15 protein-coding genes are annotated in these 20,742 nt (G+C 71.2%); 14 read left to right on the top strand and 1 reads right to left on the bottom strand.

The window, feature by feature from the left end:
- Positions 1-10: 10 nt before the first annotated feature.
- Genes ABZW11_RS19805 through ABZW11_RS19750 form a run of 12 tightly spaced genes read left to right on the top strand, consistent with a single transcriptional unit; the run spans position 11 to position 15,724 of the window.
- Positions 11-2,002: an ABC transporter substrate-binding protein gene (locus ABZW11_RS19805; protein WP_355418992.1), complete on the top strand. Its 1,992-nt coding sequence runs from the start codon at positions 11-13 to the stop codon at positions 2,000-2,002.
- 9 nt (positions 2,003-2,011) lie between these two features.
- On the top strand, positions 2,012-3,010 hold the full coding sequence (locus ABZW11_RS19800) for an ABC transporter permease (protein WP_355418990.1): 999 nt from the start codon (positions 2,012-2,014) through the stop codon (positions 3,008-3,010).
- A 6-nt stretch (positions 3,011-3,016) separates the two neighbouring features.
- A complete protein-coding gene (locus ABZW11_RS19795) occupies positions 3,017-4,168 on the top strand; it encodes an ABC transporter permease (protein WP_355418988.1) in 1,152 nt (383 codons plus the stop codon).
- A gap of 41 nt (positions 4,169-4,209) precedes the next feature.
- Complete coding sequence (locus ABZW11_RS19790) at positions 4,210-5,229, top strand: ABC transporter ATP-binding protein (protein ID WP_355418986.1); 1,020 nt, start codon at positions 4,210-4,212, stop codon at positions 5,227-5,229.
- Complete coding sequence (locus ABZW11_RS19785; protein WP_355418984.1) at positions 5,226-6,266, top strand: oligopeptide/dipeptide ABC transporter ATP-binding protein; 1,041 nt, start codon at positions 5,226-5,228, stop codon at positions 6,264-6,266. The genes ABZW11_RS19790 and ABZW11_RS19785 overlap by 4 nt, the downstream gene beginning before the upstream one ends.
- Positions 6,263-7,300, top strand: a complete 1,038-nt coding sequence (locus tag ABZW11_RS19780; protein ID WP_355418982.1) for a sialidase family protein — start codon at positions 6,263-6,265, stop codon at positions 7,298-7,300. The genes ABZW11_RS19785 and ABZW11_RS19780 overlap by 4 nt, the downstream gene beginning before the upstream one ends.
- On the top strand, positions 7,300-8,487 hold the full coding sequence (locus tag ABZW11_RS19775) for a sialidase family protein (RefSeq protein WP_355418980.1): 1,188 nt from the start codon (positions 7,300-7,302) through the stop codon (positions 8,485-8,487). The genes ABZW11_RS19780 and ABZW11_RS19775 overlap by 1 nt, the downstream gene beginning before the upstream one ends.
- Positions 8,484-9,920: an ABC transporter substrate-binding protein gene (locus ABZW11_RS19770; RefSeq protein ID WP_355418978.1), complete on the top strand. Its 1,437-nt coding sequence runs from the start codon at positions 8,484-8,486 to the stop codon at positions 9,918-9,920. Before ABZW11_RS19775 ends, ABZW11_RS19770 begins: the two co-directional genes overlap by 4 nt.
- A gap of 14 nt (positions 9,921-9,934) precedes the next feature.
- Positions 9,935-11,314, top strand: coding sequence for a DUF5060 domain-containing protein (locus tag ABZW11_RS19765; protein WP_355418976.1), 1,380 nt, complete (start codon positions 9,935-9,937; stop codon positions 11,312-11,314).
- Positions 11,311-12,312: a DUF5605 domain-containing protein gene (locus tag ABZW11_RS19760; RefSeq protein ID WP_355418974.1), complete on the top strand. Its 1,002-nt coding sequence runs from the start codon at positions 11,311-11,313 to the stop codon at positions 12,310-12,312. Before ABZW11_RS19765 ends, ABZW11_RS19760 begins: the two co-directional genes overlap by 4 nt.
- Positions 12,309-14,399, top strand: a complete 2,091-nt coding sequence (locus ABZW11_RS19755) for a hypothetical protein (RefSeq protein ID WP_355418972.1) — start codon at positions 12,309-12,311, stop codon at positions 14,397-14,399. Before ABZW11_RS19760 ends, ABZW11_RS19755 begins: the two co-directional genes overlap by 4 nt.
- Complete coding sequence (locus ABZW11_RS19750; protein ID WP_355418970.1) at positions 14,396-15,724, top strand: glycoside hydrolase family 28 protein; 1,329 nt, start codon at positions 14,396-14,398, stop codon at positions 15,722-15,724. Before ABZW11_RS19755 ends, ABZW11_RS19750 begins: the two co-directional genes overlap by 4 nt.
- Positions 15,725-15,741: 17 nt before the next feature.
- Here the strand turns inward: ABZW11_RS19750 and ABZW11_RS19745 are convergent, their stop codons facing one another.
- Positions 15,742-17,595, bottom strand: a complete 1,854-nt coding sequence (locus tag ABZW11_RS19745) for a beta-L-arabinofuranosidase domain-containing protein (RefSeq protein ID WP_355418968.1) — start codon at positions 17,593-17,595, stop codon at positions 15,742-15,744.
- A 173-nt stretch (positions 17,596-17,768) separates the two neighbouring features.
- Between ABZW11_RS19745 and ABZW11_RS19740 the strand changes: the two genes are divergently transcribed.
- Positions 17,769-19,475, top strand: a complete 1,707-nt coding sequence (locus ABZW11_RS19740) for a hypothetical protein (RefSeq protein WP_355418966.1) — start codon at positions 17,769-17,771, stop codon at positions 19,473-19,475.
- Positions 19,469-20,677 (top strand): GDSL-type esterase/lipase family protein, encoded by a 1,209-nt coding sequence (locus ABZW11_RS19735; RefSeq protein ID WP_355418965.1) that lies wholly within the window; start codon positions 19,469-19,471, stop codon positions 20,675-20,677. The genes ABZW11_RS19740 and ABZW11_RS19735 overlap by 7 nt, the downstream gene beginning before the upstream one ends.
- Positions 20,678-20,742 lie beyond the last annotated feature (65 nt).

The raw sequence follows: 20,742 nt of genomic DNA, 5'->3' as shown, positions 1-20,742 counted from the left end.
CGGAGCACCGATGACAGAGCACGTGTTCACGCGGAGGAGCCTGCTCCGCGGCGGCGGCGGGCTGCTGCTGCTGGCCACGGCCGGTGGCTGCGGCTTCTTCGACACCAGCCCCGACACGGGCGGCGCGGGACCCGTGGCGGCCGCGGACCCGGCGGCCAAAGAGGCGCCGGCGCTGGCCGAGCTGGTCAAGGCCGGCAAGCTGCCCCCGCTGGAGCAGCGCCTGCCGAGGAACCCGATGGTCGTCACCCCGCTGAAGGAGGCCGGCACGTACGGCGGCACGTGGACCTCGGCGATCGTCGGCGAGGACGACTTCGACTGGCTGTACTACTCGCTCGGCTACGAGCCCCTGGTCAGGCTCAAGGCCGGCACCAACGGCCAGAAGGGCCCGGACGACATCATCCCGAACGTGGCCGAGTTCGAGGTCAAGGACGGCGGCCGGGTGTACGTCTTCAAGCTGCGCGAGGGCCTGAAGTGGTCCGACGGCGAGCCGTGCACGGCCGACGACCTGGTGTTCGCCTTCGAGGACGTGGCCGTCTACAAGGACCTGCACACGACCGGCGTCTACGACCTCTATCTGGAGAACGGCACCACGGACGAGCTGGTCAAGGTGGAGAAGGTCGACGAGCGGACGGTCACCTACACCTACAAGGAGCCGAAGGCGGGCCTGCTGTTCCAGATCGCGGTCTCGACGTTCGAGCGCGGTGGCGCGGCCGGGTTCCTGCTGCCCAAGCACTACCTGAAACAGTTCCACAAGAAGTACAACCCGGACGCCGACAAGCTGGCCAAGGAGGAGCAGCTGGAGGACTGGACCCAGCTGTTCATGAACAAGAACGACGTCGCGCACAACGCCGACATGCCGACCCTGCACCCGTGGAAGATCACGAACCCGGTGGGGCGCGGCACGGCGGTCGTGGCGGAGCGGAACCCGTACTACTGGAAGGTCGACGAGCAGGGGCGGCAACTCCCGTACATCGACCGGTTCAGGGCGGAGGTGCTCGGCGACGTCGAGGTCGAGCTGCTGAAGATCATGAACGGCGAGCTCGGCCTGCAGCTGTACAACTTCAACACGCCGGAGAACAAGCCGCTGGTCGCCCAGAACGCGGCCAAGGGGAAGTACCGGCTGTTCGACGTGCCGAGCCGGCTGAGCAACACGATGATCCTGCAGTTCAACCAGACGATCAAGGACGACGGCCTGCGCGAGCTGTTCAGGAAGAAGGACTTCAGGATCGGGCTGTCGTACGCGATCAACCGCAAGGAGATCATCGACGGCGTGTACGCCGGACAGGGCGAGCCGTGGCAGGGCGCGCCGTCGAAGAACAACGCGCTCTACGACGCCGGCTTCGCCAAGCAGTACACCGAGTACGACGTCGCCAAGGCCAATGAGCACCTGGACAAGGCCGGCCTGACCGAGAAGGACGCCGACGGCCGCAGGCTCGGCCCCGGCGGCAAGCCGCTGATCGTCACCGTCATGGCCTCCACGGAGTTCCCGCACCACGTCGAGGCACTGGAGTTCGTCAAGAAGGGCTGGGAGGCGGTCGGCGTCGGGCTGCGCGTCGATCCGGTCGCGGCCACGCTCTTCACCGAGCGCTCGATGGGCAACCAGCCGCAGTGCTCGACGTACACGTGCAGCGACTTCGACGTGATCACCGGCACCGGCGGCGACCACTACTACGTGCCGAGCAACTCCGGCAGCGCGCGTTACGCCATCCGCTGGGCGCAGTGGTACGGCAGCAAGGGCAAGAGCGGCGACGAGCCGCCGGCGGAGGTGCGCGCGCAGCTGGAGGCGTTCACCAAGATGCGCACCGAGCCGGACTTCACCAAGGCGCTGGAGCACGCCAAGGAGGTGGTGCGGGTGGCCAAGGAGCAGTTCTACGCCATCGGCGTCAGCTCGTACCCGAACGAGTACGGCATCGTCGGCACCGCGTTCAAGAACGTGCCCGACGCGATGGCGAACACGGCCGTGAACCCCGGGCCGACCCAGCCCGAGCAGTACTCCCTCTGAGGGGCCGGCGTGCTGGGTTACTTCGGGCGCCGCCTGGTCTACGTGGTGGTGACGCTGTGGGCGATCTCGATCGTCACGTTCGTCATCATCAACCTGCCGCCGGGCGACTACGTCTCGACCCTCGTGGCCAACGCGCAGGCGGGCGGCGACGGCATCACTCCGGCGGAGATCGCCAACCTGCGGCAGCGGTACGGCCTCGACGACCCCCTGCTCGTGCAGTACTGGCGGTGGATCTCCGCCATCCTCCTCCACGGTGACTTCGGTCAATCGTTTGCCTGGAACCAGCCGGTGTCCACGCTCGTCGGCGAGCGCATCGCGCTGTCGGCGATCCTGTCGCTCAGCTCGCTGCTCATGGTCTGGGCGATCGCGTTCCCCATCGGCATCTACAGCGCGGTCCGCCAGTACTCCTGGGGCGACTACGGCTTCTCCTTCCTCGGCTTCATCGGGATGGCGGTGCCGGAGTTCATGCTCGCGCTGGTCCTGATGTACATCGGGTTCCGCTTCTTCGGGCAGAGCGTGGGCGGCCTGTTCTCGCCAGAGTTCCAGGACGCGGCATGGAACCTCGGCAAGGTGCTGGACCTGGCCAGTCACCTGTGGGTGCCGATCGTCGTCATCGGGGTGTCGGGCACCGCCGGCATGATCCGGGTGACCAGGGCGAACCTGCTGGACGAGCTCTACCGCCCGTACGTCGTCACCGCCAGGGCCAAGGGCCTGCCGGAGTGGAAGCTGCTGCTGCGGTATCCGGTGCGGATGTCGCTCAGCCCGTTCTTCAGCACCGTGGGCTGGCTGCTGCCCGGCCTGATCGGCGGCGAGACGATCGTCTCGGTCGTCATGAGCCTGCCGACCGGCGGCCCGCTGCTGCTCAGCGGCGTGATGAACCAGGACATGTATCTCGTCGGCAGTTTCGTGCTGATCCTCAGCACGCTGACCGTGATCGGCACCGTGATCAGCGACCTGGCACTGGCGTGGTGGGACCCGCGAATCCGCAAAAGGTACAAGAGAGAGTAGCGCCAGATGTTCCTCAGGCGACCGACGGCGAGGGAAGCAGGGACGCTGCCGCAGTGGCGGCTGATGTGGCGGCAGTTCCGCCGGCACCGGCTCGCGATGGCGGGCGCGGCGATCCTCATCCCGATCTACTTCGTGGCGATCTTCGCGGAGTTCTTCGCGCCGATGTCCAGCTCGACGGCGGACACGACGATGACGTACGCGCCCCCGCAGGTGCTGCGCGTCTCCGGCGAGCACGGGCTGCACGTGTACGGGTACACCAGCGAGCGCGACCCCGACACGTTCGCGCAGACCTACACCGAGGACCCGTCCCGGGTGATCGAGGTCGGGCTGTTCGTGCACGGGGACCCGTACAAGCTGCTCGGGGTGATCCCGTCCGACATCCACCTGATCGGGCCCGTGCACAAGGGAGATCCGTTCTTCCTGCTCGGCTCCGACCAGAACGGCCGTGACCTGTTGTCGCGGCTCATCCACGGCGCGCGGGTGTCGTTGTCGATCGGGCTGGTGGGCGTGCTGGCGAGCTTCCTGCTCGGCATGCTCATCGGCGGCGTCTCCGGTTATTTCGGCGGCGCGGTGGACAACATCGTGCAGCGGGCCATCGAGTTCCTCATGGCGATCCCGACGCTGCCGCTGTGGATGGCGCTGTCGGCGGCGCTGCCCACGGACTGGGGGCCGCTGACCCGATACTTCGCCATCACGGTGCTGCTGTCGCTGATCGGGTGGACCGGGCTGGCCAGGGACGTGCGCGGCCGGTTCCTGTCGCTGCGTGAGGAGGACTTCGTCACCGCGGCCCGGCTGGACGGCGTGGGCCGCCTGTCGATCATCTTCCGGCACATGATCCCGTCGTTCGCCAGTCACATCATCGCCTCGTTGTCGCTGGCCATCCCCGGGATGATCCTCGGCGAGACCAGCCTGAGCTTCCTCGGCCTGGGTCTGCAGGCGCCGGCCGTGAGCTGGGGCGTGCTGCTGGAGGGCGCCCAGAACGTGCGCGTCGTCGCCGACGCCCCGTGGCTCCTGGCGCCCGGCGTCGCGGTGGTGGTCGTGGTGGTCGCCATGAACTTCTTCGGCGACGGGCTACGGGACGCCGCCGATCCCTACGGAGCGGCGAGCGGAGCCCGGAGAAGGAAGCCGTTCAGGCGTAACCGCGTAGGGCGACAGTGAGCGCGACCATTCGACACGCGACAACAAGGGGGTGGGCAGGCGTGGCCGCAGGCGACGTGCTGCTTGAGATCGAGGACCTGCGTACGCACTTCCACATGGACGACGGCGTCGTGAGCGCCGTGGACGGCGTGGACCTGCGGGTGCACAAGGGCGAGACGCTGGCCATCGTCGGCGAGTCCGGCTGCGGCAAGAGCGTCATGGCCCGCTCGATCCTGCACCTGGTGGACCCGCCCGGCCGCATCGAGGGCGGCAAGGTCACCCTGCACCGCCCCTGCGGGCCCGTCGAGCTGGTCGGCGCGGGCGAGCGGCTGCTGCGGCAGGTCAGGTGGAACGACATCGCGATGGTGTTCCAGGAGCCGATGGCCTCGCTGAGCCTGGTGCACACGATCGGCGCCCAGATCATCGAGGCCGTGCGGCTGCACGAGAACGTCGGCAAGGCCGAGGCCCGCAGGCGGGCGATCGACCTGCTCGACCGGGTCGGCATCCCGATGCCGCAGCGGCGGGTCGACTCCTATCCGTTCGAGCTGAGCGGCGGCATGCGGCAGCGGGCGATGATCGCGATGGCGCTGTCGTGCCGGCCGAGCCTGCTCATCGCCGACGAGCCGACCACCGCGCTCGACGTGACCACGCAGGCGCAGATCCTTGAGCTTCTGCGCGACCTCCAGGACGAGCTGGGCATGGCGATCATGCTGATCACCCACGACCTCGGCGTGGCGGCGCAGGTGGCCGAGCGCATGGCGGTGATGTACCTGGGCCGGGTCGTCGAGTACGGCTCCGCCGAGCAGGTGCTGTCGCAGCCGCGCCACCCGTACGCGCAGGCGCTGCTGCGCTCGATGCCCCGGCTGGGGCAGGCCAGGCAGCGGCGGCTGACGGCGATCAGGGGCACGGTGCCGCCGCCGTACGCGCGGCCGGACGGCTGCTTCTTCCACCCGCGCTGCGACCACGTGATGGCGGGCCGGTGCGACGTGGTGTCTCCGCCCCTGGCCGACATCGGTGATCGCGAGGTGGCGTGCCTGCTCTACCAGGACGAACCGGACCAGGACGAGAGGGAGACGGCGTGAGCACGGAGCCGCTGCTCGAAATCGAGGGGCTGAGCAAACACTTCCCCGTCCGCAGCGGCCTGCTGGGCCGGCAGGTGGGCGCGGTGCGCGCGGTGGACGAGGTCGATCTGAGCATCGCGCCGGGCAGCACGCTCGGCCTGGTAGGCGAGTCGGGCTGCGGCAAGACGACGCTCGGCCGGTGCATCGTGCGGGCGCACGACCCGACGGGCGGGCGCATGCTCTACCGGCGGGCCGACGGCTCGGTGATCGACGTGGCGGGACTGAAGGAGCGAGAGCTCAAGCCGTACCGGGCCGAGGTGCGGATGATCTTCCAGGACCCGCACTCGTCGCTCAACCCGCGCAAGACGCTGCGCGAGATCATCGGCGAGCCGATGCGGGTGCACGGGTACGGCTCGTCCGACGAGATCGCCGAGCGCGTCGGCGAGCTGCTGGAACGGGTGGGCCTGCGCCGCGAGTACGCCGACCGCTACCCCCACGCCTTCAGCGGCGGCCAGCGGCAGCGGGTCGGCATCGCGCGGGCCCTGGCGCTCTCGCCCCGGCTGGTGGTGGCCGACGAGGCGGTCAGCGCGCTGGACGTGTCGGTCCGCGCGCAGATCCTCAACCTGCTGATGGACCTGCAGGAGGAGTCGGAGCTGGGCTTCCTGTTCGTCAGCCACGACCTCGGCATCATCGAGCACGTCGCGGACGTGGTGGCGGTGATGTACCTCGGCCGGGTGGTGGAGGAGGCGCCGACGGAGGAGCTGTACCGGCGGCCGCTGCACCCCTACACCGAGGCGCTGCTGTCGGCGGTGCCCGACCCCGACCCGGCGGCCAGGCGGCAGCGGGAGCGGATCAAGCTGCTCGGCGACATCGCGGACCCGGCTAACGTGCCGCCGGGCTGCCCGTTCCATCCCCGCTGCGTGTACGCCAAGGAGGAATGCCGGGCGGACAGACCGCCGCTGCGCGAGGTCGGCGGGCGGCGGGTGGCCTGCCACTTCGCCGGCGAACTCGACCTGCGCGGCGTGTCGGACCCCGGCGTGCGGGAGGTGACGGCGTGAGCGACCCCCGTTTCGACGGCGTCGTACGGCCGTCCGCGACGCTGGAGGGCGCGCGCGAGTCGCTGTTGCCCGCCCCGCACGGCGTCGACAACCATGCCGCCAACCTGCTGCTCACCTCATCCGGCGAGCTGCTGTGCACCTGGTTCAGCGGCCCGCAGGAGGGCGATCCGGGCACGAACGTGGTGGTGTCGCGGCTGGCCGGCGGGCGCTGGGAGCGGCCCGCGCTGGTGGCCGCCGACCCGGAGCGCACCGAGCAGAACCCGGTGCTGTTCGAGGCTGGCGGTCAGGTGTGGCTGCTGAACACCTCGGGCGAGCCGCACGACCAGACCACCGCGCACGTGGTGGCCCGCACCTCGGGCGACGGCGGCCGTACGTGGAGCGCGCCGCGCGTCCTGCTGCCCGAGGCGGGGAGCTGGGTCAGGCACCCGCCGATCGTCCTGGACGACGGCACGTGGCTGCTGCCCGCCTACCACTGCGCCGCCGCGGGCGACCGCAGCGTCGTGCACGTCAGCACCGACGGCGGCGGCACCTGGACCGCGCACGACGTGCCGGACAGCGCGGGCGTGGTGCAGATGACGATCGCGCCGCGGCCCGGCGGGCTGCTGGCGCTGTTCCGCGACCGGCGGGCCGGGCGCATCCACGCCTCGGTCTCGGCCGACGGCCGCACCTGGTCCGCACCTGAGCGGACCGAGCTGCCGAACAACGACTCCTCCGTCCAGCTCACGAGGCTCGGCGACGGCCCGCTCGCGCTCGTCTACAACGACGCGAGCCTGGAGCGCGACCAGTTCAGGTGGGTGACCAAGAACGGGCGGCGGCGCAAGAAGGCGCTGCGCACCCCGCTCGTGCTCGCCCTGTCCGAAGACGGCGGGCTGACCTGGCCTGATCGGCATGTCCTGCAGGAATCCGACTCCGAGTACTGGCAGAACGAGCTCGGCTACTCGTATCCGGGCGTGATCGACGGCGGCGGCGGGCGGGTGCACGTCGCCTTCTCCTACCTGCGCAAGACCATCAAGTATCTAGAGATTGGCGTGTGATGAAAGTTCGGCAGAGCCTTTTATACGGCGCTCTGGCCGTGGCGGTCGCGGTGCCGTCGTACGCGGCGGGCGATCGCGGCGGAGGCGACGACACCGTACGGGTCCAGCCGACCGGCGCGTACGCCTGCCGCCAGGACGTGGCGCCGCCCGACCCCGACGTGCCCAAGGTGCACGCGGCGGCCGTGGCGCAGGCCCCGCAGGGTGACATCCTCACCGTCTACTACGGCGGCACCACGGAAGGAGCGCCGGACCAGGCCCTCTACCTGTCGCGGCTGGCGGCCGGCAAGCACACCTGGTCCAAGCCCGAGGTGGTGTTCGACGAGCCCGGCAAGGCCGACGGCAACCCGGTGCTGTGGTCGGACGGCAAGCGCCTCTACCTGTTCTTCGTCACGATCGAGGGGCACGGCTGGGAGCAGGCGCCGATCCGGCTGATCACCTCCGACGACGGCGGCCACACCTGGAGCGAGCCGGTCACCATCCGGAAGGAATGGGGGTGGATGGTCGGCACCAACCCGATCCGCATGTCGAACGGCGAGGTGCTGCTGCCCCTCTACGACGAGTCGGAATCCAGGTCCGGGTTCTACGTCTTCAGCGAGGACATGAGCACGTGGAAGGCGTACCCGGAGGACACGGGGAGCTGGATCCGCACGCCGGAGGGCTCGATCCAGCCGACCGTGGTCGAGGTGGAGCCCGGGCGGCTGGTGGCGTACCTGCGGACCGGGGACGGCGCGATCCACACCAGCCAGTCCACCGACTTCGCCCGCACGTGGAGCGCGCCGGTGGCCGAGCCGATCGGCAACCCGAACTCGCGGGTGGCCGCGCTCAAGCTGGCGAACGACAAGCTGGTGCTGGCCTACAACCCGTGGGTCGAGCACCGCTCCCCCATGCGGCTGTCGCTCTCGCCCGACAAGGGCCGTACGTGGGAGCACACGGTGGACGTCGAGGCGCAGTCGGGCCCGCAGTTCACCTACCCGGTGCTGACGCAGAGCGCCGACGGCTTCATCCACCTCGTCTACTCCTACAACCGCAACAACATCCGGCACGTCGTCTTCAACGAGGAATACCTGCGTGACGCCGTGGGCCTGCTGTCGAACTGGCCCGAGCACACCATCACCGAATTCAAGAACGGTGTCCGGCGGAACGTCGTACGCCAGTGTGGTTACGCGCCTGCGAAGGGGAACTCATGAGGAACCAGGTTCGTGGCATCGCCCTGCTCGCGCTGGCGCTGAGCGTCACCGCCGTCCCGGCCCAGGCGTCCGTGTCGGCCGCCGCCTGTAAGGACGTGCCGAACAAGTACAGCCAGCCGTTCCAGGTCTGCGACGACGAGCTGTTCATCTTCGCGGCCAACTACAAGCCGTTCGAGTCGACCGTGGACGAGTCGCGGCAGGGCACCCGCGTCTTCGACGAGCTCATCGGCGACAAGCTGCGGGCCGCGTTCCCCGACGTCAAGATCAAGTACGCGACGTGGGACCTGCCCATCCGCTACGAGGACCTCAAGAACGCCGGGGTCACGCCCGACATCATCATCGAGGACCCGAAGAACCGCATCGACCGCGACCTCGAGCCCATGGGCTGGGTCGGCGACCTCACCGCCGACCTCGAGCGGGCCGGCATCGACCTGAGCACGCTGAACCGAGCCACGGTGGAGCTGACCAGGTCGCGCTCCGACGGCGGCATCTACGGGGTGCCGCTGTTCATCGACGAGCACGTGCTGCTCTACAACAAGAAGATCTTCGACAAGTTCCGGGTGAAGCATCCTGAGCCCGGCATGACGTACGACGAGGCGTACAAGAAGGCCAAGCAGCTGACCAAGGACGACGGCCTTGATCACTACAAGGGCTACATGCAGCATCCCGACCAGTATCTGGACTTCAACCAGGCCGGTCTCTACCCGTTCCTGCCGACGTCGAGCGAGGAGCCCGCGCCCGAGGACGTCAAGGTCGACGTCAGCAGCGACGCCTGGAAGCAGTACGTGGACAACCTGTACCGCTTCCTGGAGATCCCGCGCAACGAGTTCACCACCGTCACCGACTTCTTCAAGGGCGACATGAGCCAGCCGGGCCACCTGGCCATGGCGGTCGACACGCTGTCCCGGCTGACCATGTACGCGGGCAGCGAGCTGTTCATCGAGGACGGGGACGAGGAGTCCTTCGCCGAGCAGGGCAAGAACGTCGACATCGGCGTCAGCGCGATCCCGGTGCTGAAGAAGGGCGACAAGACGACCTACCAGCCGAACACGCGGGCCGCGTTCATCCCGCCGTCCTCCTCGAAGAAGGACCAGGCGCTGCGGATCGTGAAGTGGCTGGTCTCCGAGGAGGGCCAGACCGAGCTGTCCAGCCACGGGCTCAAGGCGGTCCTGGAGACCGGCAAGGTCGTGCAGAGCTTCGGCAAGGCGATCCCCGAGCTGGCCGAGATCGACACCTCGGCCGTCTACTGGGGCGAGAACGCCACCATCTCCGGCTACCGGAACACCGAGTACTGGGACCTGCCGATGTGGTCGGTCTACCGCCAGCACATCCTGCGTGACGGCGGCACGCCCGACCAGGCGCTGGCCCTGACCCAGCAGCAGGACATCCCCGCCTACATCAAGGCGCAGAGCGAAGCAGGGAAGGACTGGTAACACTGTCCCCCACCGTGGAACGCTGGGGCGTCCACGAGATCGAGCTGTCCGGGCCGTCCGGCGGCAACCCCTTCACGGAGGTTCGCCTGTCGGCCCGGTTCAGCTTCCGTCACCGCGTCGTCGAAGCCGACGGCTTCTACGACGGTGACGGCGTCTACCGCGTCCGGTTCATGCCGGACGCGGCAGGCTCGTGGAGCTACACCACCGTCAGTAACGTGACCGAACTGGACGGCCATGGGGGCACCTTCGAGGTGTCGCCCGCGTCCGAGGGCAACCATGGCCCGGTGCGGGCCTCCGGCACCGGCTTCGTGTACGCCGACGGCACGCCGTACCTGCCGTTCGGCACCACCGCCTACCACTGGACGCACGACCTGGACGAGGAGCGCGAGCAGCGCACGCTGCGGACGCTGGCCGGCTCGCCGTTCAACAAGCTGCGCATGTGCGTGCTGCCGACCGGGCCGATGCGGCCGCCGCTGGTGCCGTTCGCCGGCACCGACCCGGACGGGCTCGACTTCACGCGCTACGACCCCGCCTTCTTCCGCCACCTGGAGTCCCGCGTACGGGACCTGCGGGACCTCGGCGTCGAGGCCGACGTCATCCTGTTCCACCCGTACGACGGGGGCGTGCGCGGCATCGAGGACATGGGCCGCGAGGCCGACCACGCCTACCTGCGGTACGTCATCGCCCGCCTGGCGGCCTTCCGCAACGTGTGGTGGTCGGCGGCCAACGAGTACGACTTCAACAAGGCCAAGACCGTCGAGGACTGGGACGACATCCTGCGCACGATCGTGCGGCTCGATCCGTACGAGCATCTGCGCTCGATCCACAACGGCACCCGCATGTACGAGGTCGCCTCCCTGTACGACTTCACCAAGCCGTGGGTGACGCACCAGAGCATCCAGCACTGGGACGCCACCCCCACCGACGCCTGGCTGCGCGCGTGCCCCAAGCCGGTGGTGATCGACGAGATCTCCTACGAGGGCGACCTGGGCAAGCGCTGGGGCAACGTGACCGCGCAGGAGCTGCTGGACCGCTTCTGGGAGGGCGTGGCGCGGGGCGGGTACGTCGGGCACGGCGAGTCGCTGATGGGCCACCAGCCGCGCGCGTGGATCAGCAACGGCGGCGGGCTGTTCGGCGAGAGCCCGGAGCGGATCGCGTTCCTGCGGCGCGTCGTGGAGGACGGCGCCGCCGGGTCGTTCCTGCGGTACCTGGGGCGGCGGCAGCAGGCGCACGTGACGGTCGAGCTGCCGGACGACGGCGCGTACCGGGTGGAGCTGATCGACACCTGGGCCATGACGATCACCCCGGTGGACGGGGAGCACAAGGGGCGGGCGCGGGTCGCGCTGCCGGGCCGGCCGTACCTGGCGCTGCGGATGACGAGGGTGAGTTTATGATCGACAAGGGCTTGGCGACGACCGCGCTCGGCTGGCACCTGCACGACGAGCGGCGGCGCGCGCGGACGCTGGCGGCGCTGCGGTCGTCGCCGTTCGACCGGGTGCGGATGGCGGCGCTGGCCTCCCGCTGCTCGCTCGACGCGCTGGAGGAGCGGGTGGAGGAGCTGGCCGCGATCGGCGTGACGGCCGAGCTGGTGCTGCTGCGGCCGGGCGAGGGGGTGGAGGACGCGCAGGCCGCCGCCCGCTACCTGAGCGAGGTGGTGCCCCGGCTGGCCGCGCACCGGAACGTGTGGTGGTCGCTCACCGACGACCCCGCCGCGTTCCCCGCCTTCGACGAGCACGACTGGGTGGCGCTGGGCGGCCTCGTCGCCGAGGAGGACCCGCTGCGCCATCCGCTGTCCATCACGGCCGAGGCGGGCTCGCCGCTGCTGTGGCGGCGGATCTGGACGCACGGCAGCGTACGGGCGCGCAGCCCGCGCGACGCCTGGGTGGCCACCCGCCACCATCACAAGCCGGTGCGGATGGACATGTGCGGGTACGAGGGCGACGCCGGCGACCCGTGGCTCAGCCTCACCCCCGAGGAGGTGGTGACCCAGGCGTGGGACGGCGTCGTACGGCGGCGGCCCGTCACGCACGGGGAGGCGTACGCCGGGGACGACGGGCTGACCTGGTCGCAGGACGGCGGGACGCTGACCGGGGCCGCGGTGCCCAGGCTCGCGCTGCTGCGCCAGGTGCTCGCCGCCATCCCCGGCGAGGCCGCCTACCGCGACAGGGACGCGCCGATGCTGGAGCTGACCGGGGAGTTCTACCTGGAGTTCTGCGGCGAGCACCGGTTCCCCGAGCGGTCGTTCGACGTGCCGGACGGGCGGTACGAGGCCGAGGTGATCGACACGTGGGAGATGACGGTGACGCCGCTCGGCGTCATGAAGGGGCCGGTGGTCACGGTGCCGCTGCCCGGCACGGTCGGACAGGCCATCCGCCTGCGCCGCGTCCCATGACCGCCCCCCACGCCGTCCCCCAGCGGCGCGAGCAGGAAACCCCACCGCTTGCCTGCCTCACCGGCCCCGGAGGAAAGCTGGTCGAGGTCGTGAGCGGCGCCGGGGGCTCCGGCGCCGCGGGCGGCGGGGCCCCGGCACAGTTGCGATTGACGCGCAGCGGCGCTCGGGCGCCGCACCTCCAGGTGCCGCTGCACGTCCTGTTCACCGCCTCGGCCGGGCGGCCCTGGCGGTTCCAGGGCGCCGATCCGGCCACCGTGCGGGTCCGGCCGCCCGATCCCGGGGGCGGGATCGTGGTGACGGCGCGGGCCGGGGAGCTGAGCGTCCGGCTTGAGCTGGGCTTCGGGCGCGAGGGGCTGCTGGAGCTGCGCACCGCCTGGCACAACGAGACCGGCCGCCACCTCACCGACGTGGCGGCGGGCCTGCTGCTCCCGCTGCCGGCCGAGGACGTCCACCTGACCATGCCGGGCGTGCTCTACAACGACAACCCGTCGTCGGACCCGAGCCGCGAGGTCCCGCACGTCGGCTTCGTGTGCGAGGAGCACCGCCTGCCCGTCCCGGCCGTCAACGCCGCATGGGACGGCCGCTACGTCAGCCTGTTCGCCCACCCTGAGCCGGTCAGGGACGAGAGGGACGGCACGGTCGCGTACGGATCACTCGGCGTGGTCCGCGCGCCGGGCCCGGCGGTGACGGCGATGACGGGCGTGATCGCGTTCAACGGCCGTCCCGACGTCTGCTACGTCAGCAAGGCCACGACGGAGGAGCGCCCGCTCGGCTACCGCGACCTCGCCCCCGGCGCGGCGATCACCACCTGGCACAGCCTCGACTGGGGCGAGGTCGAGCCGCGCGGCTTCGGCTTCAGAACGCTCGTGCACACCCCCCTCTACCGGGACGAGGGCGCCGCCCCGCTGACCGCGTCCGAGATCGTCCGGCTCAAGACCAACGCGATGGACGCCCGCTGGAACGGCGACGGCTACCTCGCCTACGAGGGCGTGCGCCACGGCCGCCCGCGCTCCTACCTGTACGGGTGGACCGGCCAGTGCATGAAGCTGGCCCTGTGCGACGCCATGCTCGGCATCGAGGACGGCGAGCCCGAGCGCGTCGAGCGGGCCCGCCGCGCCGCCGGCTTCTACGTGGACGGCAGCAGGACGCCGGTGCGCGGCCTGCACGCCGCCCGCTACCTGGTGGACGACGGCCGGTGGGAGATGTTCGCCAGGGACGGCTGGGGCGAGTTCGTCTCCAGCAGGGCCCACGGCGAGACGATCACCGATCTGGCCGCGCTGGCGCTGCTGTTCGAGGAGGCCGGACTGGAGGTGCCGCGGTCGTGGGTGGAGACGGTGACGGACGCCGCCGCGGTGTTCTGGCACACCAGGCTGCCTGAAGGGGTCGTCCCGGTCGGCTGGAGCCCGCTCGGCACCCCGGTCTCCGACCTGGTCAGCGCGGCGGGAGTGACCTGCGTGCCGGCGATGCTGGGGGCGTACCGGCTGAGCGGGGAGCGGATGTGGCTGCTGCGCGCCGAGGAGGTGCTGGCCTGCTACCACCGGGTGCACGCGGCGACGTACGAGCGGCCGTTCGCGCACGCCACCCTTGACGCCTCCGGCGAGGACAAGGAGGCCGGGATGTACTTCTTCCTGGCGGCGTACGAGCTGCACCGGCTCACCGGCGACGCGCGCCACGCGGAGTGGGCGGAGGCGGCGGCCGACTGGCTGCTGACGTTCGTGTACGCGTGGTCGCCCGAGTTCGCCGCGGACAGCACGTTCGCCAGGCGCGGGTTCAAGGCGGCCGGCTGGCCGGCGGTGAGTGTGCAGAACCACCACCTCGACGTGTTCTTCCCGACGTCGGAGCTGCTGGAGTTCGGCAGGACGACCGGCCGGCCGCGCTACGCCGAGCGGGCGGTGCGGATCCTGCACGCCATGGGCCAGGGCGTCTGCAGGAAGCCCGGCGACTGGGGGTTCGCCACGCCGGGCGAGCAGGGTGAGGGGTTCTTCCAGACCAACTGGCAGCGTACGGGCGAGGCGAACACGTGGAACCCGTCCTGGGTGATCGCGCTGCCGCTCTATCACGCGCTGCGCATGAGGAAGGTGGCATGAGCGAGTTCCCGAGCGAGTTCCAGAGCGAGGCGGACGCCTGGCGGTACGCCGACGAGCTGCGCGAGCGGGTGCGCCCGCCGGAGTTCCCCGACCGATGGTTCGACGTGACCGCGTACCAGAGCGGTGACACCTGGACGGAGGCGTTCCGCGCGGCGATCGGCGCCTGCCACGAGGCGGGCGGCGGCCACGTGCGGGTGCCGCCCGGGACGTACCCGACGGGTGCCATCCACCTGCTCAGCAACGTGGACCTGCACGTCGAGGAGGGGGCGGTGATCCTTTTCTCCACCGACCCCGCCGACTACCTGCCGGCCGTCCACACCCGCTTCTCGGCCGTCGAGTGCTACAACTACTCCCCCTTCATCTACGCCTACGGCCAGGAGAACATCGCGATCACCGGCCGCGGCACGCTCGACGGCTCGGCGGGGCCCGAGCACTGGTGGCCGTGGGTGGGCACGCCGGAGTTCGGCTGGCGGCCCGGCACGCCGGAGGAGACCGAGGACTGGGCGGCGCTGCAGCGCATGGCGGCCGGCGGCGTGCCCGTCGAGGAGCGGGTCTTCGGGGCCGGGCACTACCTGCGGCCGAACATGATCCAGCCGTACCTGTGCCGCAACGTGCTCGTCGAGGGCGTGCGCGTCGTGCGCTCCCCCATGTGGGAGATCCACCCGGTGCGCTGCGAGAACGTGCTGGTCAGGAACGTGACGATCCACTCGCGCGGCCCCAACAACGACGGCTGCGACCCCGAGTCGTGCCGCGACGTCGTCATCTCCGGCTGCGTGTTCGACGTCGGCGACGACTGCATCGCCATCAAGGCGGGCCGGGGCCCCGACGGGCGCCGGGTCGGGGTGCCGTGCGAGAACGTGCTGATCGAGGACTGCGACATGCGCTACCGGTACGGCTCCGTCGCCATCGGCACCGACACGACCGGCGGCGTCCGCAACGTGTTCGTGCGCCGCTGCCGCTGGGGCGGCCCCGGGCTGTACTTCGGCCTGTACGTCAAGACGAACTCGGTGCGCGGCGGCTTCGTGGAGAACGTCTTCGTCAAGGACGTCACGATCAGCGAGCTGACCAAGGAGGCCGTCTCCATCGACCTCTACCACGGCGACGGGCACAACGGCGACGACCCGCCCCCGATCCGCAACGTGCGGGTGTCGGGGCTGCGCAGCGACAGGACGCGCAGCGCGTACCTGCTGCGCGGCTATCCCGAGCAGCCGCTGCGCGACATCACGATCAGGGACAGCTCGTTCGCGCGGGTGCTGCGGGCGGACGTGGTGAGCGACGTCGAGGGGCTGTCGGTGACCGGAGTGACCGTGGGTGAGACCCCCTAGAGAGTCTCACCCGGTGGTCAGTGCATCGGCGTCCAGATCGTCATGGCGCCCGGGGTGCGGTTGGCCCAGGCGTAGTAGGGGACGAAGGTCAGGTCGACCGGGCCCACGTGCTCGGGCTCAAGAGGCGCGGCGGCGGTGCGGTAGGGGTAGCCGCCGTCCTCCTTCCCGTGCACGTGGGCCCGGCCGCGCGCGTGGACCGGCACCACCTCGGCGGGCAGGCCGGTGATCGGGCCCCCATCGGACAGCCCGTCGGACAGCCCGCCCTCCAGGCACAGGTCGTCCACGCCGGCGCCCGGGTGGTCGGCCTGCTCCAGGCAGTAGACGAGCGGCCCGCGTTCCACCGCGACCTGGCCGCGGGCCACGTCGAGCCGGGGCACGGCGGCGGTCAGGCGGGGGCGGATGGCGAGGTCGAGCACGATGCGGTCGCCGGGCCGCCAGACGCGGCGGGCGCGGTAGTAGGAGCCGGGCCGCGCGGGGAGCCCGGTGCCCGACAGGCCGTCCACGCTGGCGCCGTCGGCCCACGACGGGATGCGGGCGGCGAGCGTCCACGGGGTGTCCGGTGCCTCGGCCACGGTGATCTCCACCCGGCCGTCCCACGGGTAGCCGGTCTCGACCCGCAGCACCACGTCGCCGGCCCTGAGCGTGCCAGGGGCGTACAGGTGGAGCTGGACGCCGCCGTCGTCGCGGGTGGCGAGGTAGCGGTCGAGCGAGGACAGCAGGCGCATGACGTTGGGCGGGCAGCAGGCGGTGCCGTACCAGTCCTGGCGGCCGCGGGCGGCGGCGCGGCGGTCGTCGGGGTTCGCCCCCGCGCGCACGCGCAGCGCGTTGACGTAGAAGAAGCGGTCGCCGGAGAGCGAGACGCCGGGGAGGACGGCGTTGTAGAGGGTGCGTTCCATGAGGTCGGCGTAGGCGGACTCGCCGGTGGCGAGGAGCATCCGGTACGCCCACTGGACGCTGCCGACGGCGGCGCACGTCTCGCAGTACGCGGTCTCCGGGGTCAGCTCGTGGGGGCCGCCGAACTGCTCGCCGTACCAGACGGAGCCGAGCCCGCCGGTCAGGTACGTCTTGGTCGCCACCATGTCACGCCACTGCGTCGCGAGCGCGGCGAGCAGCTCGCGGTCGCCGGTCTCGGCGGCGACGTCGGCGGCGCCCGCGGCGAGGTACATCGCCCGGACGGCGTGCCCCTCGACGGTGGTGGCGGCGCGCAGCGGGACGCGGTCCTGGCGGATGCCGGGCCCGTGGTGCCCCTTGAGCGGCAGCGTCTCGTGCCCCCTGCCGTCGATCATGCGGGCGGCCAGGTCGAGGTAGGCGCGCACGCCGGTCTCGCGGTAGAGCTCGGCCAGCGCGGTCTCGATCTGCGGATGCCCGTCGAGCGCGTCGGGCGGCAGGTCCTTGACGAGGTGGTCGGCGACCCGGCCCGCGACGCCGAGCAGGCGCTCGTCGCCGATGGCGCGGCGGCCGGCGACGGCGGCCTGCATGAGGTGGCCCGCGCAGTAGAGCTCGTGGCTGGACGCCATGTCGCTGTAGCGCGGGCGGCCGGTGAGCTGGGTGTGGGTGTGCAGGTAGCCGTCGGGGGCCTGGGCGGCGGCGACGAGTGCGGACGCCTCCTCGTACGCGCCCGCCAGCTCGGCCGACTCGGCCCTGCCGCGCTCCCAGGCGAGGGCTTCGAGCCACTTGTAGACGTCGGAGTCGGCGAAGACCTTGCCGTGATGCTGCCCGCCGCCGCGTGCGGCCTGTTCGAGATTGGCGAAGGCGCCGGATTCGCGGATGCGCACGCCGCCCAGGGGAATGGTGACCTCGCGGTTGACCCGCTGCCGTGCTACCCAGAAACCGCCTTCGATCCGCATGCCGGGCGCGGGTCGCAGGGTCACGGCGGCTTCCGGGCGGGGTCGTACCACCGAATCATCGCTCATGCGGACATCCTGCCTCACGGTTTATATATCCAACAAGATACGAATATCTATGCTCACCTTGACGCCACAGGAGAGGCGGCGGAGGCTGGAGAGCAAGATTTATGCGGTAGTGAATATTTATAAGGGGAACGATGGCTGAGATACCCGACACGGTCGTGCTCGAAGAGCGGGCCGAGCTGGCGATGAACGCCGTGGCCGGGCTGCCGGACACCGGCATGGACGGCATCCCGTACTTCAGCGCCGACCTGCTGGCCCGCCCCGCGGTGCTGCGGCACGGCGACTGGGACTGGGGCTCCAGCCACGGGCGGCTGCTCGACGCGTGCGTGCTGGCCAGGCACATGACGGGCAAGGACACGTGGCGGGAGGTCGAGGACGGTTACCGGCGTCGGCTGGCCGGCTTCTTCGGCCCCGACGGGCTCAGCTACCGCCAGGCCCGCCCCGAGGCCGGCTGGCCCGCCCACGCCAACCTCATCGACCAGCGGGCCGTGCTGCTCTCGCTGACCACCTCCTACCTGTCCGACGGCGACCCCGAGGTCAGGAGGCTGGCCGACGGGCACGTGGCCGCGCTCAAGCGCATCGCCGTCAAGGAGCGGGACGTCTGGTTCTACCCGGCCTCGGAGTACACGCCGGACGGCTGGCCATCGCCCAACGCGATCGCGCTGCACCTCGCGCCCGACCCCGCCTCGTTCAGCGGCCGGCTCATCATGCCGCTGCTGCGCTACCACCAGGCCACCGGCAACGAGGAGGCCCTTGAGCTGTGCGGGTGGTTCGCGCGGCTGATCGTCGACAAGAGCGGCGTCTACCACGAGGACGGCAGCTTCAACCCGGCCCGCGCGTACCGCAGCGGGCACTTCCACACCCGGCTCGGCACCCTCGAAGGACTCGCCCGGTACGCCCTGCACACCTCCGACCACGAGCTGACCGCGTTCGTGCGCCGCTCGTACGACTGGGCGCTCGGGCAGGCCACCGCGTTCGGCTGGACACCGGGCGACCTGGCCGACCAGCGCTACGAGCACGAGAGCTGCTCCCTGGTGGACCTCATCGGCCTCGGCGCCACGCTGGCCCGCGCCGGGCACACCGCTTATTGGGGCGTCGTCGAGCGGTTCCTGCGCAACCACCTGGTGGAGTCGCAGTTGCTCGACCTGAGCTGGGTCGAGTCCGCGCCCGACGCCTCGGGTGACGAGCCCGGCTGGACGACGCACGTACGGGTGGGCGAGCGCGTCCTCGGCGCCTTCGCCGGGTACGGCGCGCCCAACGACTTCGTCTGCGACGTCGAGCTGGGCCGCGGGCACACCGCCGACGTACAGGCGTGCTGCGTGGGCTCCGGGGTGCGCGGGCTGTTCTGGGGCTGGAACAACGTCGTCGCCGCCGACGACCGGGTCACCCGCGTCAACCTGCTGCTCAACCGGGCCACCCGCCAGGTCACCGTGCTCAGCCACCTGCCCCACGAGGGCCGGGTGGACCTGGACGTGCACGAGGACCTGCGCGAGCTGCGCGTCCGCATCCCCGACTGGGCCGGCTACGCCAAGGTCCGCGTCACACGCCCCGCCGGCGACTTCGACGGCACCCGCACCGGAGCCTGGGCCCCCGACGGCTACCTGTCGATCCCCGCCCCGCGCCGGGGCGAACGCGTCACCGTCACGTTCCCCGTCCCCGAGCGGACCAGCACGGAGGTGGCGGCGGGACGCGAGTACCAGGTGCGGTGGCGGGGCGACGACGTGACCGGCATCAGCCCCGAGGGCACGGCCCGCCCCATGTACAGCGCCCGCAAGGTCCACCCGACCGCCCCACGCCGCCCGTACGACCTGAACCGGCCCACCACCGAATGGACATGGTGACGGCCTGGTCGGCCGCCGCCGAGATCCTCGCCGGAGACCTGCACGAGATCACGATCCGCAACATCGTCCGCCCCGCCGTGAGCGGAACCGACCTGCGCCTCCACCTCACCAACGCCTACGGCACCCACCCGCTGCGCTTCGGCCACGTCCGCGTCGGCGTCCCGAGCAGCGGACCGGCCCTTGAGGCGGGCTCGAACCGCAGGGCGACCTTCGCCGGCACCCCCGAGGTCACCCTGGCACCCGGAACGACAGCCGTCAGCGACCCACTCCCCGGCTCGGTACGCGCCGGGCACCTGCTCGCCGTCAGCCTGTACCTACGCGGCCCCAGCGGCACCCTGACCGGCCGCAACCGCGCCATGCTGCCCCTGGACGGACGTGGACCGGGGGCGCCCTGCTACCGGTCGGTGCCCGGTGACCATGCCGGAAACGAGCGCGGGGACGCCTTCATCGAGGGGGCGACGGTCTGGCACTGGCTGGAGGCCCTGACCGTCGTCCCCGCGGCGCCGGCGGGGGTTGTCGCCGCGCTGGGCGACTCGATCACGGTCGGGGTCGGCTCGGAGACCGGACAAGCGTGGCCCGACTTCCTGGGACTCGCCATCGTGAACGAGGGCATCTCAGGCGGAAAGGTTCTCAGGGCAGGAACCGGCCGCCCAGCAGAGACCCGCCTGACCGCGGAGGTCCTGCCCAAGCCCGGCATCACCACGGTGATCGTCCAGGCCGGCATCAACGACGTCGGCGCGGGGGCGCGAGCAGAGCACCTCATCGCCGCCTACCAACGCATGGCGGCAGCGGCCCGCGCCGCCGGAGTGCACCTGGTCATCGGAACGCTCACCCCGTTCGAGGGCGCGGAATACCACACACCGGCCAGAGAACAGGTCCGTCAGGAGGTGAACACCTTCCTCCGCCGAAGCCACATGTCCAACGCCCCGGCCGACCCCGACGCCCCGCCCCGCTCCAGCCTCCTGACCGACCCCGACGCCCCGCCCCGCTCCAGCCCCCTGACCGGCTTCGGCGCCTTGACCGCGTGCGACGCCCGGACCGGCTTCGGCCCTCTGGCCGACTTCGACGCCGTGCTCCGCGACCCCGCCCACCCGACCCGCCTCCTGCCGGCCTATGACAGCGGCGACCACCTCCACCCCAGCACAGCCGGCCACCGCGCCATGGCCACCGCAGTGGACCTCCGCGCCCTGCGCCCCTCCTGACCCGCGACGCAGCCCCGCGCCGGCCGGGGCCGGGCGGGGCCGGGCGGGGCCGGCATGTCCCGGAG

Origin of the sequence: Nonomuraea sp. NPDC004580 (assembly GCF_040609855.1) — a bacterium.
GTDB lineage: Bacteria > Actinomycetota > Actinomycetes > Streptosporangiales > Streptosporangiaceae > Nonomuraea > Nonomuraea salmonea.
This window is presented reverse-complemented; position numbering and strand designations above follow the sequence as displayed.